This window comes from Oceanobacillus zhaokaii, from assembly GCF_003352005.1.
Classification (GTDB): domain Bacteria; phylum Bacillota; class Bacilli; order Bacillales; family Amphibacillaceae; genus Oceanobacillus; species Oceanobacillus zhaokaii.
Genome location: NZ_CP024848.1, coordinates 1,744,370 through 1,764,138 on the forward strand (window position 1 = coordinate 1,744,370; position 19,769 = coordinate 1,764,138).

General features: G+C 38.0%; 17 protein-coding genes. 15 read left to right on the forward strand and 2 right to left on the reverse strand.

What is annotated here, in order from left to right:
* The first annotated feature begins 20 nt into the window (after positions 1-20).
* Genes CUC15_RS08840 through pyrE form a run of 8 tightly spaced genes read left to right on the forward strand, consistent with a single transcriptional unit; the run spans position 21 to position 9,447 of the window.
* Positions 21-974: an aspartate carbamoyltransferase catalytic subunit gene (locus tag CUC15_RS08840; protein ID WP_114916310.1), complete on the forward strand. Its 954-nt coding sequence runs from the start codon at positions 21-23 to the stop codon at positions 972-974.
* Positions 901-2,211 (forward strand): dihydroorotase, encoded by a 1,311-nt coding sequence (locus CUC15_RS08845; RefSeq protein WP_114916311.1) that lies wholly within the window; start codon positions 901-903, stop codon positions 2,209-2,211. Before CUC15_RS08840 ends, CUC15_RS08845 begins: the two co-directional genes overlap by 74 nt.
* Positions 2,186-3,280, forward strand: coding sequence for a carbamoyl phosphate synthase small subunit (locus tag CUC15_RS08850; protein ID WP_114916312.1), 1,095 nt, complete (start codon positions 2,186-2,188; stop codon positions 3,278-3,280). The genes CUC15_RS08845 and CUC15_RS08850 overlap by 26 nt, the downstream gene beginning before the upstream one ends.
* A complete protein-coding gene (carB, locus tag CUC15_RS08855; RefSeq protein WP_114916313.1) occupies positions 3,273-6,473 on the forward strand; it encodes a carbamoyl-phosphate synthase large subunit in 3,201 nt (1,066 codons plus the stop codon). Before CUC15_RS08850 ends, carB begins: the two co-directional genes overlap by 8 nt.
* Complete coding sequence (locus CUC15_RS08860) at positions 6,470-7,222, forward strand: dihydroorotate dehydrogenase electron transfer subunit (RefSeq protein ID WP_114916314.1); 753 nt, start codon at positions 6,470-6,472, stop codon at positions 7,220-7,222. The genes carB and CUC15_RS08860 overlap by 4 nt, the downstream gene beginning before the upstream one ends.
* Positions 7,219-8,133 (forward strand): dihydroorotate dehydrogenase, encoded by a 915-nt coding sequence (locus tag CUC15_RS08865; RefSeq protein WP_114916315.1) that lies wholly within the window; start codon positions 7,219-7,221, stop codon positions 8,131-8,133. The genes CUC15_RS08860 and CUC15_RS08865 overlap by 4 nt, the downstream gene beginning before the upstream one ends.
* Positions 8,133-8,843, forward strand: coding sequence for an orotidine-5'-phosphate decarboxylase (gene pyrF, locus CUC15_RS08870; RefSeq protein ID WP_114918421.1), 711 nt, complete (start codon positions 8,133-8,135; stop codon positions 8,841-8,843). Before CUC15_RS08865 ends, pyrF begins: the two co-directional genes overlap by 1 nt.
* Complete coding sequence (gene pyrE, locus CUC15_RS08875; RefSeq protein ID WP_114916316.1) at positions 8,830-9,447, forward strand: orotate phosphoribosyltransferase; 618 nt, start codon at positions 8,830-8,832, stop codon at positions 9,445-9,447. The genes pyrF and pyrE overlap by 14 nt, the downstream gene beginning before the upstream one ends.
* 423 nt (positions 9,448-9,870) lie before the next feature.
* On the opposite strand, the gene CUC15_RS08880 is transcribed toward pyrE, so the two are convergent.
* Complete coding sequence (locus tag CUC15_RS08880; protein WP_114916317.1) at positions 9,871-10,644, reverse strand: class I SAM-dependent methyltransferase; 774 nt, start codon at positions 10,642-10,644, stop codon at positions 9,871-9,873.
* Positions 10,645-10,757: 113 nt separating this feature from the next.
* Between CUC15_RS08880 and CUC15_RS08885 the strand changes: the two genes are divergently transcribed.
* Both CUC15_RS08885 and CUC15_RS08890 read left to right on the forward strand, forming a co-directional pair.
* Positions 10,758-11,618 carry a LysR family transcriptional regulator gene (locus tag CUC15_RS08885; RefSeq protein WP_114916318.1) on the forward strand — a complete coding sequence of 287 codons (861 nt, stop codon included), beginning with the start codon at positions 10,758-10,760 and terminating at the stop codon, positions 11,616-11,618.
* Positions 11,619-12,130: 512 nt separating this feature from the next.
* A complete protein-coding gene (locus CUC15_RS08890; protein WP_114916319.1) occupies positions 12,131-12,553 on the forward strand; it encodes an organic hydroperoxide resistance protein in 423 nt (140 codons plus the stop codon).
* A gap of 111 nt (positions 12,554-12,664) precedes the next feature.
* On the opposite strand, the gene CUC15_RS08895 is transcribed toward CUC15_RS08890, so the two are convergent.
* Positions 12,665-14,374: an Rqc2 family fibronectin-binding protein gene (locus tag CUC15_RS08895; protein ID WP_114916320.1), complete on the reverse strand. Its 1,710-nt coding sequence runs from the start codon at positions 14,372-14,374 to the stop codon at positions 12,665-12,667.
* A 98-nt stretch (positions 14,375-14,472) separates the two neighbouring features.
* On the opposite strand from CUC15_RS08895, the gene CUC15_RS08900 reads away from it, so the two are divergent.
* The 5 genes from CUC15_RS08900 (at position 14,473) to rpoZ (ending at position 19,718) form a co-directional block, all read left to right on the forward strand.
* Complete coding sequence (locus tag CUC15_RS08900; protein ID WP_114916321.1) at positions 14,473-17,124, forward strand: calcium-translocating P-type ATPase, SERCA-type; 2,652 nt, start codon at positions 14,473-14,475, stop codon at positions 17,122-17,124.
* 485 nt (positions 17,125-17,609) lie between these two features.
* Positions 17,610-18,491, forward strand: coding sequence for a YicC/YloC family endoribonuclease (locus tag CUC15_RS08905; protein WP_242985980.1), 882 nt, complete (start codon positions 17,610-17,612; stop codon positions 18,489-18,491).
* A 110-nt stretch (positions 18,492-18,601) separates the two neighbouring features.
* Positions 18,602-18,862, forward strand: coding sequence for an extracellular matrix/biofilm regulator RemA (remA, locus tag CUC15_RS08910; protein WP_114916323.1), 261 nt, complete (start codon positions 18,602-18,604; stop codon positions 18,860-18,862).
* Positions 18,863-18,903: 41 nt separating this feature from the next.
* Entirely contained in the window at positions 18,904-19,524 is a 621-nt protein-coding gene (gmk, locus tag CUC15_RS08915) for a guanylate kinase (protein WP_114916324.1), read from the forward strand.
* A complete protein-coding gene (gene rpoZ, locus CUC15_RS08920; RefSeq protein ID WP_114916325.1) occupies positions 19,521-19,718 on the forward strand; it encodes a DNA-directed RNA polymerase subunit omega in 198 nt (65 codons plus the stop codon). The genes gmk and rpoZ overlap by 4 nt, the downstream gene beginning before the upstream one ends.
* The last annotated feature ends 51 nt before the right edge of the window (positions 19,719-19,769 follow it).

The window sequence follows — 19,769 nt, forward strand, 5'->3', positions numbered from 1 at the left end:
CAAAAGGAGGCATTCTATTAATGAGACATTTTATTTCGATGAATCAATTATCAGTAAATGATATCTATTCGATATTAAGTGATGCTGAGAAATATAGAAAAAATGAAACTAGCATTTCGAAGCAATTATTTGCTGGTAATCTATTCTTTGAGCCGAGTACAAGAACTAAAATGAGTTTCATTGTTGCAGAAAGAAAGCTTGGAGTAGAGGTTTTGGATTTTCATATGGAGAGCTCGAGCGTATTAAAAGGGGAGTCATTATATGATACGGCAAAGACATTCGAAGCAATTGGGGCAAATTTTTTAGTTATTCGTGATGCATCCGATACATGGTTCGAAGAGCTTGAACAGGGACTAACAATTCCAGTAATTAATGCCGGTGCTGGAAAAGAGGAACATCCAAGTCAATGCATGCTAGACTTACTAACAATTTATCAGGAGTATGGTAGATTCAGAGGATTAAACATTGTTGTGGTTGGCGACATAAAACATAGTCGTGTCGCTCGTTCTAATGCCATTGCATTAAAAAAATTGGGGGCAAAAGTATTCTTATGTGCTGCACCCGAATTCATTGATGAAACATTAGAATTTCCATATATTACGATGGATCAGGCTGTGGAACTTGCTGATGTTGTCATGCTGTTAAGAATTCAACATGAAAGACATGAAGAAAAAGCAGAAACAAATAATTACTTACAGCTATATGGGTTAACGAAAGAACGAGAAAAGAAAATGAAAAAGAAAGCAATTATCATGCACCCAGCACCAATCAACAGAGGGGTAGAGATTGATACAGACCTTGTGGAATGCAATCGTTCCCGAATTTTTAAACAGATGGAAAATGGTGTCTATGTCCGCATGGCAATTATTAAGCATGTATTACAGGAATGGGGGATTTATAATGAAAACTCGATTGAAAAACGCGAAACGGTTATTAGAAACCAGTGGAATAGAAGCCTGCGAAGTATTAATTAACAATAATATAATTGAAAAGATAGATCGTGACTTATCAGCAGAACAAGCGGATGAAATCATTGACCTTAAAGGGAACTTAATACTGCCAGGATTTATCGATGTGCATATCCATTTACGCGAACCAGGTGGCGAGCATAAAGAAACAATCAAGACTGGTACTGAAGCTGCTGCAAGAGGTGGATTTACAACGGTCTGTGCTATGCCAAATACGAATCCAGTACCAGATAATGAAGCAAGCGTCCACGCGTTGTTTGCAAAAATTAACGAAGATGCAGTCATTCGTGTACTTCCATATGCGGCAATTACAAAAGGATTAAAAGGCGAGGAAAGAACAGATATTAAAACACTCACTGAAATGGGGATGTTTGCCTTTACTGATGATGGAGTAGGAATTCAAACGGCAGATTTTATGCTTGCGGCGATGAAAGAAGCGTCAGCATGTGGTGCTTCAATTGTAGCGCATTGCGAGGATAATTCAATTGTCTATAATGGGGTCGTGCATGACGGAGAGGTTAGCAATCGCTTAAACTTACCTGGTATTCCTTCATTAAGTGAATCGGTACAAATTGCTAGAGATGTGCTACTAGCAGAAGCAACGGGCTGTCATTATCATGTTTGTCATGTAAGTACAAAAGAATCCGTTCGTATTATTCGTGATGCAAAGCGAGCAGGAATCAATGTTACTGCTGAAGTAACACCACATCATTTATTGATGAATGAAGGTTCGATTATGACAGATGATGCAAATTACAAAATGAATCCACCGTTACGTGCAGCAGAGGATCAACAAGCACTACTTGCAGGTCTGCTTGATGGTACGATAGATTTTATTGCAACAGATCATGCACCACATGCTGCAGATGAGAAGGAAAAAGGATTTCTTCATGCACCATTTGGAATTGTTGGCTTAGAGACGGCTTTCCCACTTCTATATACATACTTAGTGAAACAAGAAAAGGTTACATTGCATCAGCTTGTTGAATGGATAACGGTTAAACCAGCCAAAGTATTTAATCTGCCCTATGGAGTATTAGAAGAAAATCGAGTAGCTGATATCACAGTGGTGAATTTAGAAAGAGAATCGATTATTCAAAAAGAAAATTTTTTGTCGAAAGGAAAAAATACACCATTCGACAGGTGGAAGGTTGCAGGTTCTCCAGTATTAACAATCTCAGAGGGAAATGTAGTTTACATTAACGAGGAGGATTTTCATGTACAAACGACAATTGGTTCTTGAGGATGGAACGGTTTTCATAGGTAAAGGATTTGGCAGCGATCGTTTATCATCAGGAGAAGTGGTGTTTAATACAGGTATGACTGGTTATCAAGAAGTTATTACAGACCCATCGTACTATGGACAAATCGTAACAATGACTTATCCGCTAGTCGGTAATTACGGAATAAACCGTGATGATTTTGAAACAGTAACACCATTTATTAAGGGCTTTGTGGTAAAAGAAGTGAGTGAACATCCTTCTAATTTTAGAAATGATGAAAGCCTGGATCATTTTCTAAAAGCGCATGATATCCCAGGTATTTCTGGTATTGATACTAGGAAACTAACAAAGATTATTCGAAAACATGGAACAATGAAAGCTATGATTACAGATACCAGCAAGTCAGCAGAAGATATTGTTAGTCAGTTGAAAGAAATGAAATTACCAACAGACCAAGTTAAAATGACCTCCACCATAAAACCTTATGTTGTACCCGGAAGAGGAATGCGAATTGTAATGGTTGACTTTGGTGCTAAACATGGCATACTTCGTGAACTAACCAAACGTGACTGTCATATTACGGTTGTTCCTTATAACTATAGTGCAGAAAATATATTGCGTTTAAAACCTGATGGCATGTTGCTTACAAATGGACCAGGAGATCCTAAAGATGTGCCGGAAGCTATAGAAATGATTAAACAAGTAATTGGAAAGATTCCTATCTTTGGAATATGTCTAGGACATCAATTATTAGCGCTTGCAAATGGTGCAGATACAAAGAAAATGAAATTTGGTCACAGAGGTGCTAACCATCCTGTTAAAGATATTCGCAAAAATAAAACTTACTTAACCTCTCAAAATCATAGTTATACAGTAAGTAAAGCATCACTCGAAAATACAGAATTAGAATTGACACAAGTGGCGCTAAATGATGACACAGTGGAAGGAATCGCACATATAAAGCATCTTGCGTTTTCCGTCCAATATCACCCAGAAGCAGCACCAGGTCCTGAAGATACGAATTATTTATTTGATCGATTTTTGCAAATGATTAAATCAAGTAAGAATGAGGAGGAAGCATATGCCTAAAAATACTGCAATCAATAAAATTCTAGTAATCGGGTCAGGTCCAATTGTAATTGGTCAAGCAGCTGAATTTGATTATTCAGGTACACAGGCATGTCAAACGCTGAAGGATGAAGGGTACACTGTCATCTTAGCAAATTCCAATCCAGCAACGATTATGACTGATCATACAGTAGCAGATAAAGTATATATGGAGCCATTAACGGTTGAATTTTTAACAAAGATTATTCGTAAGGAACGGCCGGATGCACTTTTAGCTACATTAGGAGGGCAAACTGGATTAAACTTAGCAATTGAATTGGAGAATAATGGAATATTATCCAAGTATGATGTTGAATTATTAGGTACATCATTAGAAGCAATTCAAAAAGCAGAGGATCGAGAGAAATTCAGAAGTTTAATGCAAGAGATCAATGAGCCTGTACCTGATAGCAGAATAGTGCATACTGTAAAAGAGGCAATTGATTTTTCAAAAGAGATTGGCTTTCCACTAATTGTACGCCCAGCATATACATTAGGAGGAACTGGCGGTGGAATGTGTTATAACGAAACAGAATTAACGGAGATTACTAGAAATGGTTTGGCATTATCACCAGTAAATCAGTGTCTAATTGAACGAAATATCGCTGGATTTAAAGAAATTGAATATGAAGTGATTCGTGATAAAAAGGATCAAGCTATTGTTGTTTGTAATATGGAAAATATTGATCCGGTGGGTATACATACTGGTGATTCGATTGTTGTTGCTCCTTCACAAACCTTAAGTGATCGTGAGCACCAGCTATTACGCAACGCTTCTCTTAAAATTATTCGTTCACTGGGGATTGAAGGTGGATGTAATGTCCAACTGGCACTCGACCCAAATAGTTTCAACTATTATATTATCGAAGTGAACCCAAGAGTAAGCAGATCCTCTGCGCTGGCATCAAAAGCAACAGGATATCCAATTGCAAAAGTAGCAGCAAAAATAGCAGTAGGGTACACGATGGATGAGATTATCAATCCGATTACAGGAAATACATATGCATTATTTGAACCGACACTTGATTATATCGTTACGAAATTCCCACGCTTCCCATTTGATAAGTTTACAGCGGGTGACAGAAAGCTTGGAACCCAAATGAAGGCTACCGGTGAAATCATGGCGATTGGGAGAAGTTTCGAGGAGTCACTATTAAAGGGTATCCGTTCTCTTGACCATGGTTCACACGAGTTATGGCTGAAATCATTAGAAGAAGCAGCAACAGTTGAATTGGAAAATCGGATGAAATCAGCGGATGATGAACGTATTTTTGTTATTGCAGAGGCATTTCGTCGAGGGGTATCTGTTGAGACGATCTTTGACTATACAAAAATCGATCGTTTTTTCCTTGTAAAAATACAACAATTAATCATGTTTGAAACGGAACTAGTAAATAATCGTCTTTCTAAGGAAATATTAATGAAAGCAAAACGCATTGGAATTTCAGATGCACAGATTGCTAGACTATGGAATGTATCCGTTGATTACGTGTATGAACAGCGGCAGAAGAAAAACATAACGCCGGTCTATAAAATGGTAGATACATGTGCAGCGGAATTCGAATCTGAGACTCCATACTTTTATAGCTCGTATGAAGAGGAGAACGAATCGATTGCTACGGAGCGTAAAAAGATTCTCGTTCTTGGCTCTGGTCCAATTCGGATTGGTCAAGGAATTGAATTTGATTATGCTACCGTTCATTCCGTTCTTGCCATTAGGGAAATGGGATATGAATCAATTATTATGAACAATAATCCAGAAACGGTTTCTACAGATTTTAGTATCTCTGACAAGCTTTATTTTGAACCTCTTACATTGGAAGATGTCATGCATGTCATTGCATTAGAAAATCCAGAGGGTGTAATTGTCCAGTTTGGTGGGCAAACCGCAATTAATTTAGCAGCAGGACTTGAACGCAGGGGGGTTAATATTCTAGGAACAAGCTTGGAATCGATTGACCGTGCAGAGGATCGTGACAAATTCGAAGACTTACTGGATGAATTGGCAATCCTTCGCCCAAAAGGTAAGGCAGTTCGCAATTTTGACCAAGCGATTGAAGTTGCAAATTGGGTTGGTTATCCGGTACTCGTAAGACCTTCTTACGTAATTGGTGGAAGCAAAATGGAAATTGTTTATGATGATCATGATCTGCAGTTATATTTAAATAAAACAATAAATGCGAGTCCAGAGCATCCGCTGCTAATCGATAAATATATTACAGGTATGGAAGCAGAAGTTGATGCAATCAGCGACGGGGAGACTGTGATATTGCCGGGAATTATGGAGCATATTGAGCGCGCTGGCGTACATTCAGGCGATTCGATGGCAGTTTACCCACCACAAAGAATGGGCGATAACGTCAAACAGAAATGTGTCGATGCAGCAATTAAAATTGCGCGAAGACTGCAGGTAAAAGGTCTGATTAACATTCAATTTATTATTCGTGATGAGGATGTATATGTCCTTGAAGTGAATCCACGAGCAAGTAGAACCATTCCGTTTTTAAGTAAAATTACTGGTGTGCCTATGGCTAATCTGGCAACAAAAGCAATCCTTGGTATGAAACTAACCGACTTAGGTTATGAATCTGGGATTCTTCCAGATATAGATGATGTTGCGGTTAAGATTCCCGTCTTTTCTTTTGAAAAATTGCGCAGCGTGGATACGATTCTTGGGCCAGAAATGAAATCAACCGGAGAGGCAATCGGTTATGATAGAAACTTAGAAAAAGCTTTATTTAAAGGATTGCTTGCTGCTGGAATCAAGATCCCTCAAGAAGGTGGCGTATTACTAACCGTCGCCGATAAGGATAAAGCTGAAATGCTCAATATTGCAGAACGCTTCCATGAGCTGGGATTTGAATTATTTGCAACAGAGGGGACAGCTGCTTTTGTAAAACTAGCAGGAATTCCGATTACAGCTGTACAGAAGGTAGGCGCAGAAAAGCCAAATGTCCTTTCCATTATTGAAAAAGGGCAAGTACAATTTGTAGTGAATACATTAAATTCGGGTAAGCAGCCACGTTCGGACGGATTTTTAATTCGTCGTCAAGCTGTAGAGCATGGAATAGCCTGTTTAACTAATTTAGATACAGCAAATGCAATACTAAACGTAATCGATGCTACAACTCTAACCGCAAATTCAATGACAAATAAAGAGGTTGTTCAACCATGAAAAAAGAAAAGCTGACAATTATTGCAACGAAACAGATTGCGAAAGCCACGTTCGAAATGAAGTTAGAGAATATCCATATTAGTGAAAACGCGGTGCCAGGGCAATTCCTCCATATTTTAATGGAAGGTCATACGTTGGGAAGACCGATTTCCATAGCTGATATAGATAAACAGAATCATATCGTCACGATTCTTTTCAAAGTAGTTGGAAGTGGCACGAAACGTTTAGCAGAATACAGAGTGGGGCAGCAAATTGATGCACTTGGTCCGAGTGGAAATGGTTTTCCGTCTGAACAAAATGAGAAGAAAACTGTTCTTTTGATAGGCGGTGGGATCGGTGTACCACCGATGTATTACCTTGGTAAGCAGCTAGCAGAGCAGAATGTTAATGTTATTGCGATACTAGGATTTCAAACAGCGGAAAATGTTTTCTATGAAGAAAAGTTTAATCAAGTTGCAGAAACGTATATTGTGACTGACGATGGTTCTTATGGAGAAGAAGGATTTGTAACAGATTTATTGGATCAGGTAGGGAATTTTGATTGTTATTACACTTGTGGACCACTCCCAATGATAAAAGCAATAACGGATAAATTAATTGGGAAACGTGGTTATATTTCCTTGGAGGAGCGGATGGGCTGTGGTGTAGGTGCCTGTCTTGCTTGCATGATACCAGCAAATAATCAAAGTGGTTATAAAAAAATATGCAGTGATGGACCTGTATTTAGTGCGGAGGAGGTAATAATATGAACGAGTTAGCGGTAGTATTACCAGGTTTGAATTTGAAAAATCCTATTATGCCTGCCTCGGGGTGTTTCGGATTTGGATATGAATATAGTAATTTTTATGACTTAAGTGAACTTGGGGCAGTGATAATGAAGGCAGCGACGGGAACTGCTAGATTAGGAAATCCAACACCACGGGTCGCTGAAACTGCTTCAGGAATGCTTAATGCCATCGGCTTACAAAATCCAGGTGTCAATCATATAATTGAACAGGAGGTGCCTTTCTTAGCTGAATATGATACTTCTATTATTGCCAATATTGCTGGAAGTACGATTGAGGAATACGAGATGGTAGCAGAAGCATTTAACGATACGGAACATGTACATGCATTGGAATTAAATATATCTTGTCCAAATGTAAAGGAAGGTGGCATCCAATTTGGAACAGATCCACAAATGGCTGCAAAAGTAACAGAAAGAGTAAAAAGAGTAAGCAAACTACCAATATATGTAAAACTCTCACCTAATGTTACCGATATTGTTGCAATGGCAAAAGCAGTGGAAGCGGCAGGTGCTGATGGTCTATCAATGATTAATACATTGACCGGAATGCAAATTCACCTCCCATCAAGACGTCCGCTGATCGCGAATAAAACAGGTGGTTTGTCAGGTCCTGCGATTAAACCAATCGCTATCCGGATGATTTATGAAGTGAAGCAGCACGTAGATTTACCAATTATCGGTATGGGTGGCATTTGTAATGCAGAAGATGTACTGGAATTTTTATTAGCTGGTGCAGATGCGGTTGCAGTTGGAACTGCTAATTTCAGTAACCCACTAGTTTGTAAGGAAATTATTGCTGATTTACCAGATGTGTTGAAGCGTAATGGCTTATCTTCTGTTCAAGAGGCAATCGGAAAGGCGGTATTTATATGATGAATAACGCAATTTATTTGGCTCTTGATTTTCCGACATGGGAAGTCACGGATCAATTTCTTGAAGATAATCAGCTTCATGGTGTCCCTGTTAAAGTAGGGATGGAGCTATTCTTTCGTGAGGGACCAGCTATTATTGAAAAGTTAAAAGCCAATAATCATCCGATATTTCTAGACTTGAAACTGCATGATATCCCGACAACAGTAATGAGGGCAATGAAAAATCTTGCTGCACTAGAAGTGGATATTGTTAATGTCCACGCACTTGGCGGCAGTGAAATGATAAAACATGCAAAAGAAGGATTGCTCAGTGGTTCTCCTAAACGCAAAACCAAATTAATTGCTGTTACTATCTTAACTTCTCATGATAAAGAAACGATGAATAATCAACTATTAATCTCTGGTGAGCTTAAAGATAGTGCCGTACATTTAGCAGATATTGCAGAGCAGAGCGGCGCAGATGGTGTTGTCTGTTCGGTTCACGAAGCAGGTTCAATTAAAGAAAAATGTGGTTCTTCCTTTTTAACCGTGACACCCGGAATACGATTAGCTAATTCTAGCATTGATGATCAAAAACGAGTTGCAACACCGAAATTCGCTAGAGAAAATAATGCAGATATCCTAGTGATAGGTAGAAGCATAACAAAAGCAGAAAACCCATATCAAGCGTACAGACAAGCAATAGAGGAGTGGGAAAATGGCGCTAAATGAAGAATTGGCAAGAGATTTATTAGAAATTAAAGCAGTACAAATTAATGCAGATCATTATTTCACATGGACATCGGGGATAAAGTCACCAATATATTGTGATAATCGTTTAACAATGTCATATCCTTTCATTCGCAATAAAATTACAGAAGCATTTATTACGATGATAGAGAAGCTCGATCAGAAACCAGATGTTATTGCCGGTTGTGCTACAGCTGGCATTCCCCATGCTGCATGGTTAGCTGACCGCTTACAATTACCAATGGTATACGTTCGATCCAAGCCTAAGGGACATGGCAAAGAAAATCAAATAGAGGGACAATTATTAAAAGGGCAAAAAGTTCTTGTCATTGAAGATTTGATATCGACAGGCGGATCAGCGATTGAAGCTGCCAAAGCATTGCAACAAGAGAAAGCAGAAGTAATTAGTGTCTTTGCGATCTTTACATATGGATTAGAAAAGGCGAAAGCACAGTTTACTGATGCAGAACTTCCGTTTGCAACAATTACTAATTTTGACCAATTGGTTGAGGCTCTAGTTGTAGACCAGAAGCTAACTCAAAGTGAAAAAGAAAAGTTAATCGGCTGGCGTGACAATTTGAAGTAAGGATCAGGGTCTCATTATTGGATGTTGCTCTTAAAATATTAAGACAAAAATGCATAGTTGATGTAATGTGCGAACAAATGAATTGTGATTTCAGACCTGGCATTAGTTGCTATTCACACACGAGTCTCCAGTATTCTGCTAGACTCAGTGTCGATAGTTAGTGGGGTTTCTATTCTTTTGTTACTAGATTCTGCACTATCCTCAGCGGAAGAAATACACGAAGACACCTCGAAAATAAAGTACGATTTGTCTGATTGCGATGCAAAGCTGCCGAAGCCTTCCTTGTCCTGCTGGAAGAAGAGCCAAGGTGAGACTTCGAAGTGCGTTAGCACAAGATGGCTCACCAGCTCTCCTAAGGTGCACGAAGTGTATTTCTGGAGCGACAGCCAAGGTAGCAAGTATCATCTAAAGTTATGTCGCACTTTATCTATTAAGAGACTTTCTACATAATACCATCCATTCATCGATTGTAAATTCTATAATTTCACCATCGAGAACCTTAATTTGGAAATAATCTTTTATCTCACCTGCAGCTGACAATATATAGTTTTTTACTTCTTCAATTTCAGATTTTGCCTCTAATGTTCGGTAAACCCATTCATTATAAGGTAAGGTCTTTTTTCTTTTCTCTTGATTCAATATAGTTAAACGGTTGTTGCTAAGAAGCTCTTCCCATTCTGTAATTTTCAGTGATCTGACATGACTATAATCTCGTTTTTTTTCCAAAGAATTAATGAATGTATCGGCAGAAGGCTCCAATGGCCCCACATTGTCAATTAGTAGGAATTTGCCATTCGGCTTTAAGACACGCTCAACTTCGTCAATAAATCTATCAGGATTAGGAAAATGATGTGCAGCAATTCTACATGTAACAATATCAAAAGCGTTATCTAGAAATGGCAGTGATTCAGCGTCAGCAATGACATAATTAATGTTAGGATAAAGCTGCAAATGTGTTGAAGTATTTTCTAACATTTCTTTTGTAATGTCTGTTGCAAAAACTTCTTTCACATTCGGAGCTAGCTTCTTGCCTGCATGACCCCCGCCAGTGGCTATATCGAGTGCAATCATATCTTTATTAGGATGAAGCCAATTAATTAAAGTAGATAAGTCACTGCCATACGCATGTGTACTGCTTGTAACATATGCTTCCTTATTTTTAGAGAAAACCTGTTTCACATACTGATTTTCATTCATTTTTCTACGCCTCCATTCCTTATTATTTTTATACTATGCTTAAGCATGATATAAGTAAAATACTATTATATAATCAAATGTAATAACAAATAATTATTAGGTTGGTGTAGCAAATGAAAATCGAGGACTATGAATTACTTTTGAAACTAAATGAAATTGGCACAATTCGTGGCACCGCAAAGATTATTCTGATTTCACAACCTGCAGTAACTCAGCGTTTAAAATATATCGAGGAATACTTTGGGGAAACTTTATTTATCAGGACACCTAAAGGTCTAGTTCCAACACCAAGTGGTGAGATTGTTTTAAAGCATGCAAATGAGGTAGTAGAAAAAGAAAGTGAATTAATAAATCAACTTGCAGAGTCTAGTAAAGAAATCCAAGGAACATTGTCAATTGCCTGCTCATCATTAATTAGCCAGCGATTTCTTCCAGTAATATTAGGAGAATATACTACTAAGTTTCCTAAGGTAGCGATTGATCTTGTAACGGGGATAAGTGAAGATATTCGACGAGACCATAAAAATTATCATGTCTGCATCATTCGAGGTGAAAAATTAAAGGAGAGTGTGTCGATTCGCTTATTTGATGACCCATTATACATCTTTGATACGGAACCCTTTCCCAAGAATGACTTGAAGGAACGTCCGTTAATTTCCTTTAAAAGTGATGATAGCATGCATGAGCTAGTGGATAACTGGCTCTATCATCATCAAGAGCAAATCAAGCCTCAGAAAACGATGACCGTGGACCAAATTGAAACTTGTAAACAATTTATGAAGCAGGGAATCGGAATGGCGGTACTGCCAGAAAGTGTCTCCGATTCAATGAAAAATGAATATCCAAATGTTCCATTGAAACTAAATGGAAAACCTGTAACAAGAGATACGTGGGTCTGCTATCAAGAAGGGATTCGTAAATTACCACAAGTCGATCAGTTTATATCTCTACTAACTAACACAAACTTTCTCTAGAATGATTTAAGAAGGTTTTTCGTTTACGCTTTTAAAATATGAAAATTAAAAGTTTTATAAACTCCAAACTAGTTAAATGTGCCGATGGCTCTCGGACCAGTCGCTCCAGAAATACACGGAGCGCACCTTAGGAGAGCTGGTGAGCCTTCTTGTGCTGACACACTTCGAAGTCTCACCTTGGCTCTTCTCCCCGCAGGACAAGGAAGACTTAGGCAGCTTTGCATCGCAATCAGACAAATCGTACTTTATTTTCGAGGAGTATTCGTGTATTTCTTCCGCTGGGGATTATGCAGTAAACTGGAATAGCAAACCTACTAATGCTCATAATAGATTCAGAGCAGGGAATGGAGACTATTGTAAATAGATCTCCATCCAGATCTGAAATCATATTTTTTTCTGGTATAGTTTACATCAACTGCAACAATTAATAAGAAATGAGTCTTTTTTTATGTTTAACAGAAACGACTTAGAGGAAGAAGTAGGTATAAGTAATATTATAAGGAGTGAATAAAGTGAGTAATGTAATTTTTACATCTAGTGCAACGGCAAAGAATGGAAGAGATGGTCATGTGAAATCGGAAGATGGACTAATCGATTTACAGTTAGTAAATCCTGCGACAGACAAGTCTGGCGAGCAAGGATCGAATCCAGAACAGCTTTTTGCAGCAGGTTATGCCGCTTGCTATGATGGTGCACTTAATTTAGTTGCTTCAAAACAGAAGAAGAAACTCGATTCGGAAACAACGGCTGAGGTTAGCTTTCTTAAAGATACAGCAGATGATGGATTTAAAATAGGAGTTACCTTAAAAGTAAAACTTGAAGGTGTAAGTCCGGAAGAAGCAGAAGAACTAACGGAAGCTGCGCATCAATTTTGTCCGTATTCAAAAGCAACGAGAGGGAATATTGAAGTAAAAATTATTCCTGAGGTAATATAAAAAAATGAGGATTCCTTCCGGAATCCTCATTTTTGATAGATATGAAAGTAAAAAACTTTCTTAACGAATAAATGCAACGATGACTTTCACCTAAGAGCTTGCAAAGTGTTTCTAATTATTTCTTAAGCGCTCCACTGTTTCATTCGAAGGGGTTACAAATACTGTTTTTTGATTATCGTATGTAACGAATCCTGGCTTCGCGCCATTTGGTTTCTTTACATGACGTATTTTCGTATAGTCGACAGGTACTGCCGATGAGTTTTGTGATTTACTGAAAAATGCAGCAAGCTCTGCTGCCTCAAGCAATGTTTCCTCACTAGGTTCTTTGGAACGAATAATTACATGGGAACCAGGAATATCCTTTGTATGTAGCCATGTATCATCCCGATGACCAAGCTTCATTGTGACGTATTCGTTTTGCTTGTTATTTTTACCGACAAGAATCTCAGTTCCATCAGTTGCAATAAATTGCTCTGGTACTGGTTTCTTCGGTTTGTTTCTCTGTTTCTTTTGTTTGCCTTGTTTCTTTAAATAACCTTCTTCACGCAGCTCTTCACGAATTTCCTCGATATCTTCAACACTCGCAACATCAATTTGCTGAAGTAATTGATCCAAATAATCGATTTCTTCCTGATTCTTTATAATTTCATTTTCAATTATTTTCTTCGATGTTTTTAATTTTTGATACGTTTTAAAGAATCCTTGTGCGTTTTCACTAGGGGTTTTATTTGGATTTAATTCAATCGTTATTTCGGATTGCTCTGGATCATAATAATCAATCACGGATATGCTTTTGTCTCCTTTGGAAACGAGGTGCATATTGGCTGTTAAAAGCTCACCTTTTTTTTGATAACGCTCTGCTTCTGCAGCTTTTTTAATTGTTTGCAGATGCTTTTTCATTTTTCTTTCATTTTTATTCTTTTCATTCTTGATGAAATGTGATAAATCTTTCGCCTGCTGCTTTACACGGTCGCGCTCTGCTTTTCCAGAGTAAAAAGTATCAAGCATTGTATTTACTGAATCAAAGTTTACAATTTCCCCATTAAAGCTTTGTAGCGCAATAACGTGAAATTCTTCTTTATTATTTCGATAAATCGCTGGCGAATAATGATTGTCTATTATCTGACTTCTTACTTCCATATATTTTTCAGCATAAATATTTCCATTACCTAAGCCTGCACGTGCAACGATTTCACGCGCAATAAAAGGGGAGAAGCCATCAAGATGACTAACGATCTGATTGTCTAATTTCCCTGCATTAAAATCGAGCTTTTTAATTAAATCCTCACCATCTGTTTCTAGGAGATTTAACTTATTCTGTGCCGGTGGAAGGATATATTGCTGGCCAGGCAAAATTGTCCGGTAGCGATTTTGTGCCATCGATACATGCTTTAAGCTGTCAATAATAGTGCCTTTTTCTTCGTCCACAAGCATTACATTACTATGTTTTCCCATCAATTCTATGACGAGTTGCTTTTGGCTAATATCACCAATTTCATTTCTGGTTTTAATTTTAAAAATAACGATTCGTTCCATCCCATTTTGCTGGATTCCTTCAATTGTCGCACCCGATAAATGCTTGCGCAGCACCATGCAAAACATCGGTGCTTCTTGTGGGTTGACATATGTATCATCCGTTAAGTGGAATCTAGCGTAGGTTGGATGGATTGATAATAGTAGTGTATGATTTTTCCCTTGGCTGCGAATTGTTAAGACAATTTCAGTAGCGGTGGGCTGGTATATTTTATTTATTTTTCCTGGGACAATTGCTTGCTTTAATTCCTCTGTTACTGCTCTAGTTACAATACCATCGAATGGCATAGGATCACCTCTCTTGACAATTATAGCATTTTTCAGGACAAGTATGCATAGATATTGAAGTATGAGCTTGTATTATTTAATAGCCCGGAGGAATGCAGATGAAATGGTATCAATTAGACGTCGATCACATTGAAGAGAGGTTGGGAGTTACAAGTAATAAAGGACTTACAGAGAAACAAGTGGAAGAACGGCAGAAGCAGTATGGCTACAACGTTCTTGATGAGCAAAAGCATACATCTAGATGGCTCATTTTCTTAAAACAATTTCAAGATTTTATGGTAATTGTGCTGCTTGCAGCAACCCTTATTGCGGGGTTATTAGGTGAATTTGTTGATGCAATTGCAATCATGCTAATTGTTTTAGTAAATGGATTTATTGGCTATTTTCAAGAGCAAAAAGCTGAAAAGTCCCTTGATAAATTAAAAGAACTTTCAGCGCCATTGGCCCATGTGTTGCGTGATAATAAATGGGAAAGGGTATCGTCACGTGAAGTTGTCATTGGTGATATTGTGAAAATCGATAGTGGTGATCGTATCCCAGCAGATATACGAATTATTAAATCAACAAGTATGGAGACTGAAGAATCTGCGCTAACCGGTGAATCTTTACCGGTAATGAAGCATGCTACAGCGATTGTGAAGGAAAACCTCGATGCACAAGATCAAGTGAATATGGGCTTTATGGGTACACTTGTTACGAGAGGGTCAGGAGTAGGTGTTGTTGTTGGAACAGGGATGAATACCGTGATGGGACAAATAGCTTCATTGATGGTCAATACGAAAAAAACAATTACACCACTGGAACGAAAATTAGCTGAGCTCGGCAAAATATTAATTGTTGTTGCATTACTTTTAACAGCTCTAGTAGTAGTTCTTGGAGTATTACAAGGTAATCCAATGTATGAAATGTTTCTAGCAGGTGTTTCCTTAGCAGTTGCAGCAATTCCAGAAGGACTGCCGGCAATTGTTACAGTCGCATTATCACTCGGTGTACAGCGGATGATTAAGAAGAAGGCGATTGTTCGAAAACTATCTGCAGTAGAAACCTTGGGCTGTGCTTCCGTAATCTGCTCAGATAAAACAGGAACGATGACAGAAAACCAAATGACGGTAAAAGAGATTTATTTAAATGGAAAGCATTTATATGTAACGGGTGATGGCTATGATATTCGTGGTGATTTTTTTATAAACAAAACAAAAGTTGAGCAAAATCATCCAAATTTAGGATCTATGCTACTCTACGGAATGCTTTGCAACAATGCGATATTACAGTCCAAAAAGGGGAAATACTCGATTGACGGTGACCCAACGGATGGAGCATTATTAGTTGCCGCAAGAAAATTAGGATTTACAGATGCAGACAAAGGCACTTTCCGGATAATTAAAGAAATCCCATTCGATTCGGACCGCAAACGGATGAGTGTTATCGTTGAGGATGAAAATCAAATGCGATTTATTATAACCAAAGGTGCACCAGATGTGCTTCTACCGCGATCCACCTTTTGGCTTGACGGAAATAATAAAGCGTTAATAAAAACTGCAGATCGATCGAGAATTGATGCTGCAATTAATACAATGGCAAGTAAAGCACTTCGAACGATAGCAATCGGGATAAGGTCTTTATCCAAAAATGAATCCCTAGAGGCTTCCTTCTTAGAACAGGATTTAACATTTATCGGACTTTATGGAATGATTGATCCGCCACGGAAAGAAGTAAAATTAGCGATTGAAGAATGTAGACAAGCAGGAATAAAGACCGTCATGATTACCGGAGATCATGTAAATACCGCCCGTGCAATTGCGAAGAATCTAAACTTATTGCCAGAAAACGGTCTCGTCATCGAAGGACACCAATTAAATCAAATGTCGTTAGCTGATCTGGAAGAAATTATTGAAGATACTTACGTTTTCGCAAGGGTCACACCTGAACATAAATTGAAAATTGTCAAGGCGTTTCAAGATAAAGGGCATATTGTAGCGATGACAGGAGATGGTGTCAACGATGCGCCAGCAATTAAAGCGAGTGATATTGGCATCAGTATGGGCATCAGCGGGACAGATGTTACGAAAGAAGCCTCATCCCTAGTATTAATGGATGATAACTTTGCGACGATTAAGGAAGCAATCCATGAAGGAAGAAATATTTATGAGAACATCCGTAAATTTATTCGATATTTACTTGCTTCGAATGTTGGGGAAATATTAGTCATGTTATTTGCAATGCTATTAGCACTTCCCTTACCGCTCATTCCTGTGCAAATATTATGGGTGAACCTTGTAACAGATGGATTGCCAGCAATGGCTCTTGGGTTAGATAAGTCAGAAAGTGATGTAATGAAGCGAGCGCCGAGAAATCCACGGGAAGGTATATTTGCAAGGGGGCTCGGTTATAAAATTATTAGCCGTGGGATATTAATTGGACTAGTAACGTTAATTGCGTTTATGTTAACGTATCAAAATAATCCGGACAACTTGATTTATGCCCAGACAGTTGCATTTACGACATTAGTTATGGCACAGCTTATTCATGTGTTTGACTGTCGAAGCGACCATTCGGTGTTTTCAAGAAATCCATTTGAAAATATGTATCTTATTTTAGCAGTTATATCGTCACTATTACTGTTACTTGTTGTTATTTACTGGCCACCAATGCAGCCAGTTTTCCATACAACAGCATTATCCTTGAGAGACTGGATGTTCATTGGCGCATTAAGTGCAATCCCGACCGTATTATTTGGCTTTAAAAAATAAGCAAGCTAACCCGAGCAAACTTGTTCGGGTTTTTAGCTCTTTTCAAATTGATTGTTACAATTTTAGATAAGTGCGAACTAGGTGTAATCTTGATTGCATCTCCTTCATTAAGGAAATCCATCCTCCGAGGAGATTCCTGGCCGTAGTGAAGATTAACGATGATAAGAGAGTGAAGTACCAAATCTTAATAATGTGAAGATTAAGCGAAGTAAATGCACAAACCCAGCGGAGAAAATACACGGAGACTCCTGCGGGAGGAAGAGCCTAGGTGAGACTTCGAAGCGCGACAGCACAAGAAGGCTCACCAGCTCCCCGCGGAAAGCGCAGTGTATTTTCGGAGCGACTGGCCTGGGAGCACCCATCATCCTAACGTCGCTCTTTATATCTTATATGTAATAACAATCACTTTTGACAAGAAAACGAGTCAATGGAAAACAGTCTTTTCTTCTGATATGATAAATGTATAATTGAATTCGGATGTGATAATGATGACGATGAGCATGACAGGTTATGGACGAAAGACTTTACATATTGATGGTGCAAGTCTAAGTGTGGAAATACGAACGGTGAATCACCGGTTTTTGGACATTGCAATTAAGATGCCTTCATCTCTATTATTTATAGAAGAAAAAATTAAAAAAATAATTCGTTCCCAATTTAACAGAGGAAGAATCGAAGTTATTATCGAAACGACAGGGAGTTCGCTAGTACAGAAGACAGTAGAAATAGATTGGAATTTGTTGGATCAATATATGGAAAAGATAACTACAGCTAAAGAACGGTACAGTCTTTCGGGTGAGCTCCCAGTATCCATTTTAACAACGCTCCCTCATATTTTTACGATGCAGGAAGGTAAACAACAGGATGCTTTGAAAGATGCTATTTTAGAAAATGTTGATAAGGCATGTGAACAGGTAGTTATCATGCGAATGAAAGAGGGAGAATATTTATTTCAAGATTTAATGAAACGTATATCCACAATAGAGGATATTGTGATATTATTACAAACAAGACGACCTTTAGTAATGGAAGAATACCGCAGGCGCATCAAGGAAAGAATGGAGGAACAATTAGAGGGTCTCACGCTAATTGATCCTGCAAGAATTCACCAGGAAATTGTTCTTCTTGCTGAAAAAGGGGATATAACGGAAGAAATCACAAGACTCTCCAGCCATGTAGAACATTTTCGGGCATCGATTGAGAAGAATGGTGCGGTTGGAAGAAAACTGGATTTCATCACACAAGAAATGCATCGTGAAGTAAATACGATTGGTTCTAAGTCAACTGACGTTATTCTTAGTGAATGGATGGTTTCACTTAAGAGTGAAATTGAAAAGATTAAAGAACAAGTACAAAATATTGAGTGAAGCCTAGGTTTTTATTTGCGTTTTATAGTATAATGATTGGTAGACGTAATTTAAATGTCATGATATTTAAATAATGTGAGTCTTTCAACTGGATCACGGAGGGAAATTACTTGAATTTGCGACTTATTAATATAGGATTCGGAAATGTTGTTTCTGCAAATCGAATAATTTCGATTGTTTCACCAGAATCAGCTCCAATAAAAAGAATTATTACCGTTGCAAGAGATCATAATAAACTGATAGATGCTACATACGGGCGCCGAACGAGAGCAGTAATAATCACTGATAGCGATCATGTCGTACTATCGGCGGTACAACCTGAAACTGTTGGGCAGCGAGTGTTAAGTCATGACGAGGATTCAGATGATTAAGATTTGTGTTACTTAGTTTAATTGTATTAGGAGGAAATATATTGGTTGCAGAGAAAGGTATTTTATTTATTCTCTCTGGTCCATCTGGAGTAGGGAAAGGCACAGTCCGGAAAAGACTTTTTGAAGAATCTACGGAATTACAATATTCTATTTCAATGACAACAAGACAGAAACGTCCAGGTGAAGTTGATGGTGTAGACTATTTCTATAAGACAAATGAAGAATTTGAAAGACTTATTGGACAAAATCAACTACTGGAACATGCGAAGTATGTAAATAATTATTATGGCACACCTCGGAAATATGTTGAAGAAACACTTGAAAAAGGATTGGATGTCTTTTTAGAAATCGAAGTCCAAGGTGCTCTTCAAGTGAAAGAAAACTTTCCGCAGGGTGTATTTATTTTTCTATTCCCACCAAGTTTAGTGGAACTGAAAAATCGAATTGTAAATCGTGGTACAGAATCTCAAGAGTTAGTATTAAACCGGTTGAAAGAAGCAAGAAAAGAAATTGAGATGATGGATGCATATGACTATGTCGTTGTAAATGACAATGTCGATCATGCGGTTGCAAAAGTAAAAGCCATTATCCAAAGCGAACACCTCAAACGTGTTCGGGTTGCAAAACAATATAAGAAAATACTGGAGGATGAAATCCATTGATGTTAGAACCATCTATTGATAAATTGCAAGAAAGAATTAAATCAAAATATACACTTGTTACATTATCATCTCGACGTGCAAGACAGCTAACGCTTACGAAGGATTTACAAGTGGAAAATCCAAAATCATTTAAAAATGTTGGAATGGCACTTGAAGAGATTGAAGCCGGAAAACTGCATTTAGCAAAAGACTAAAAAATTTGGTTAAGCCTTCTTTAAAGTGGAAGCTTAATTGCACTTATTAGT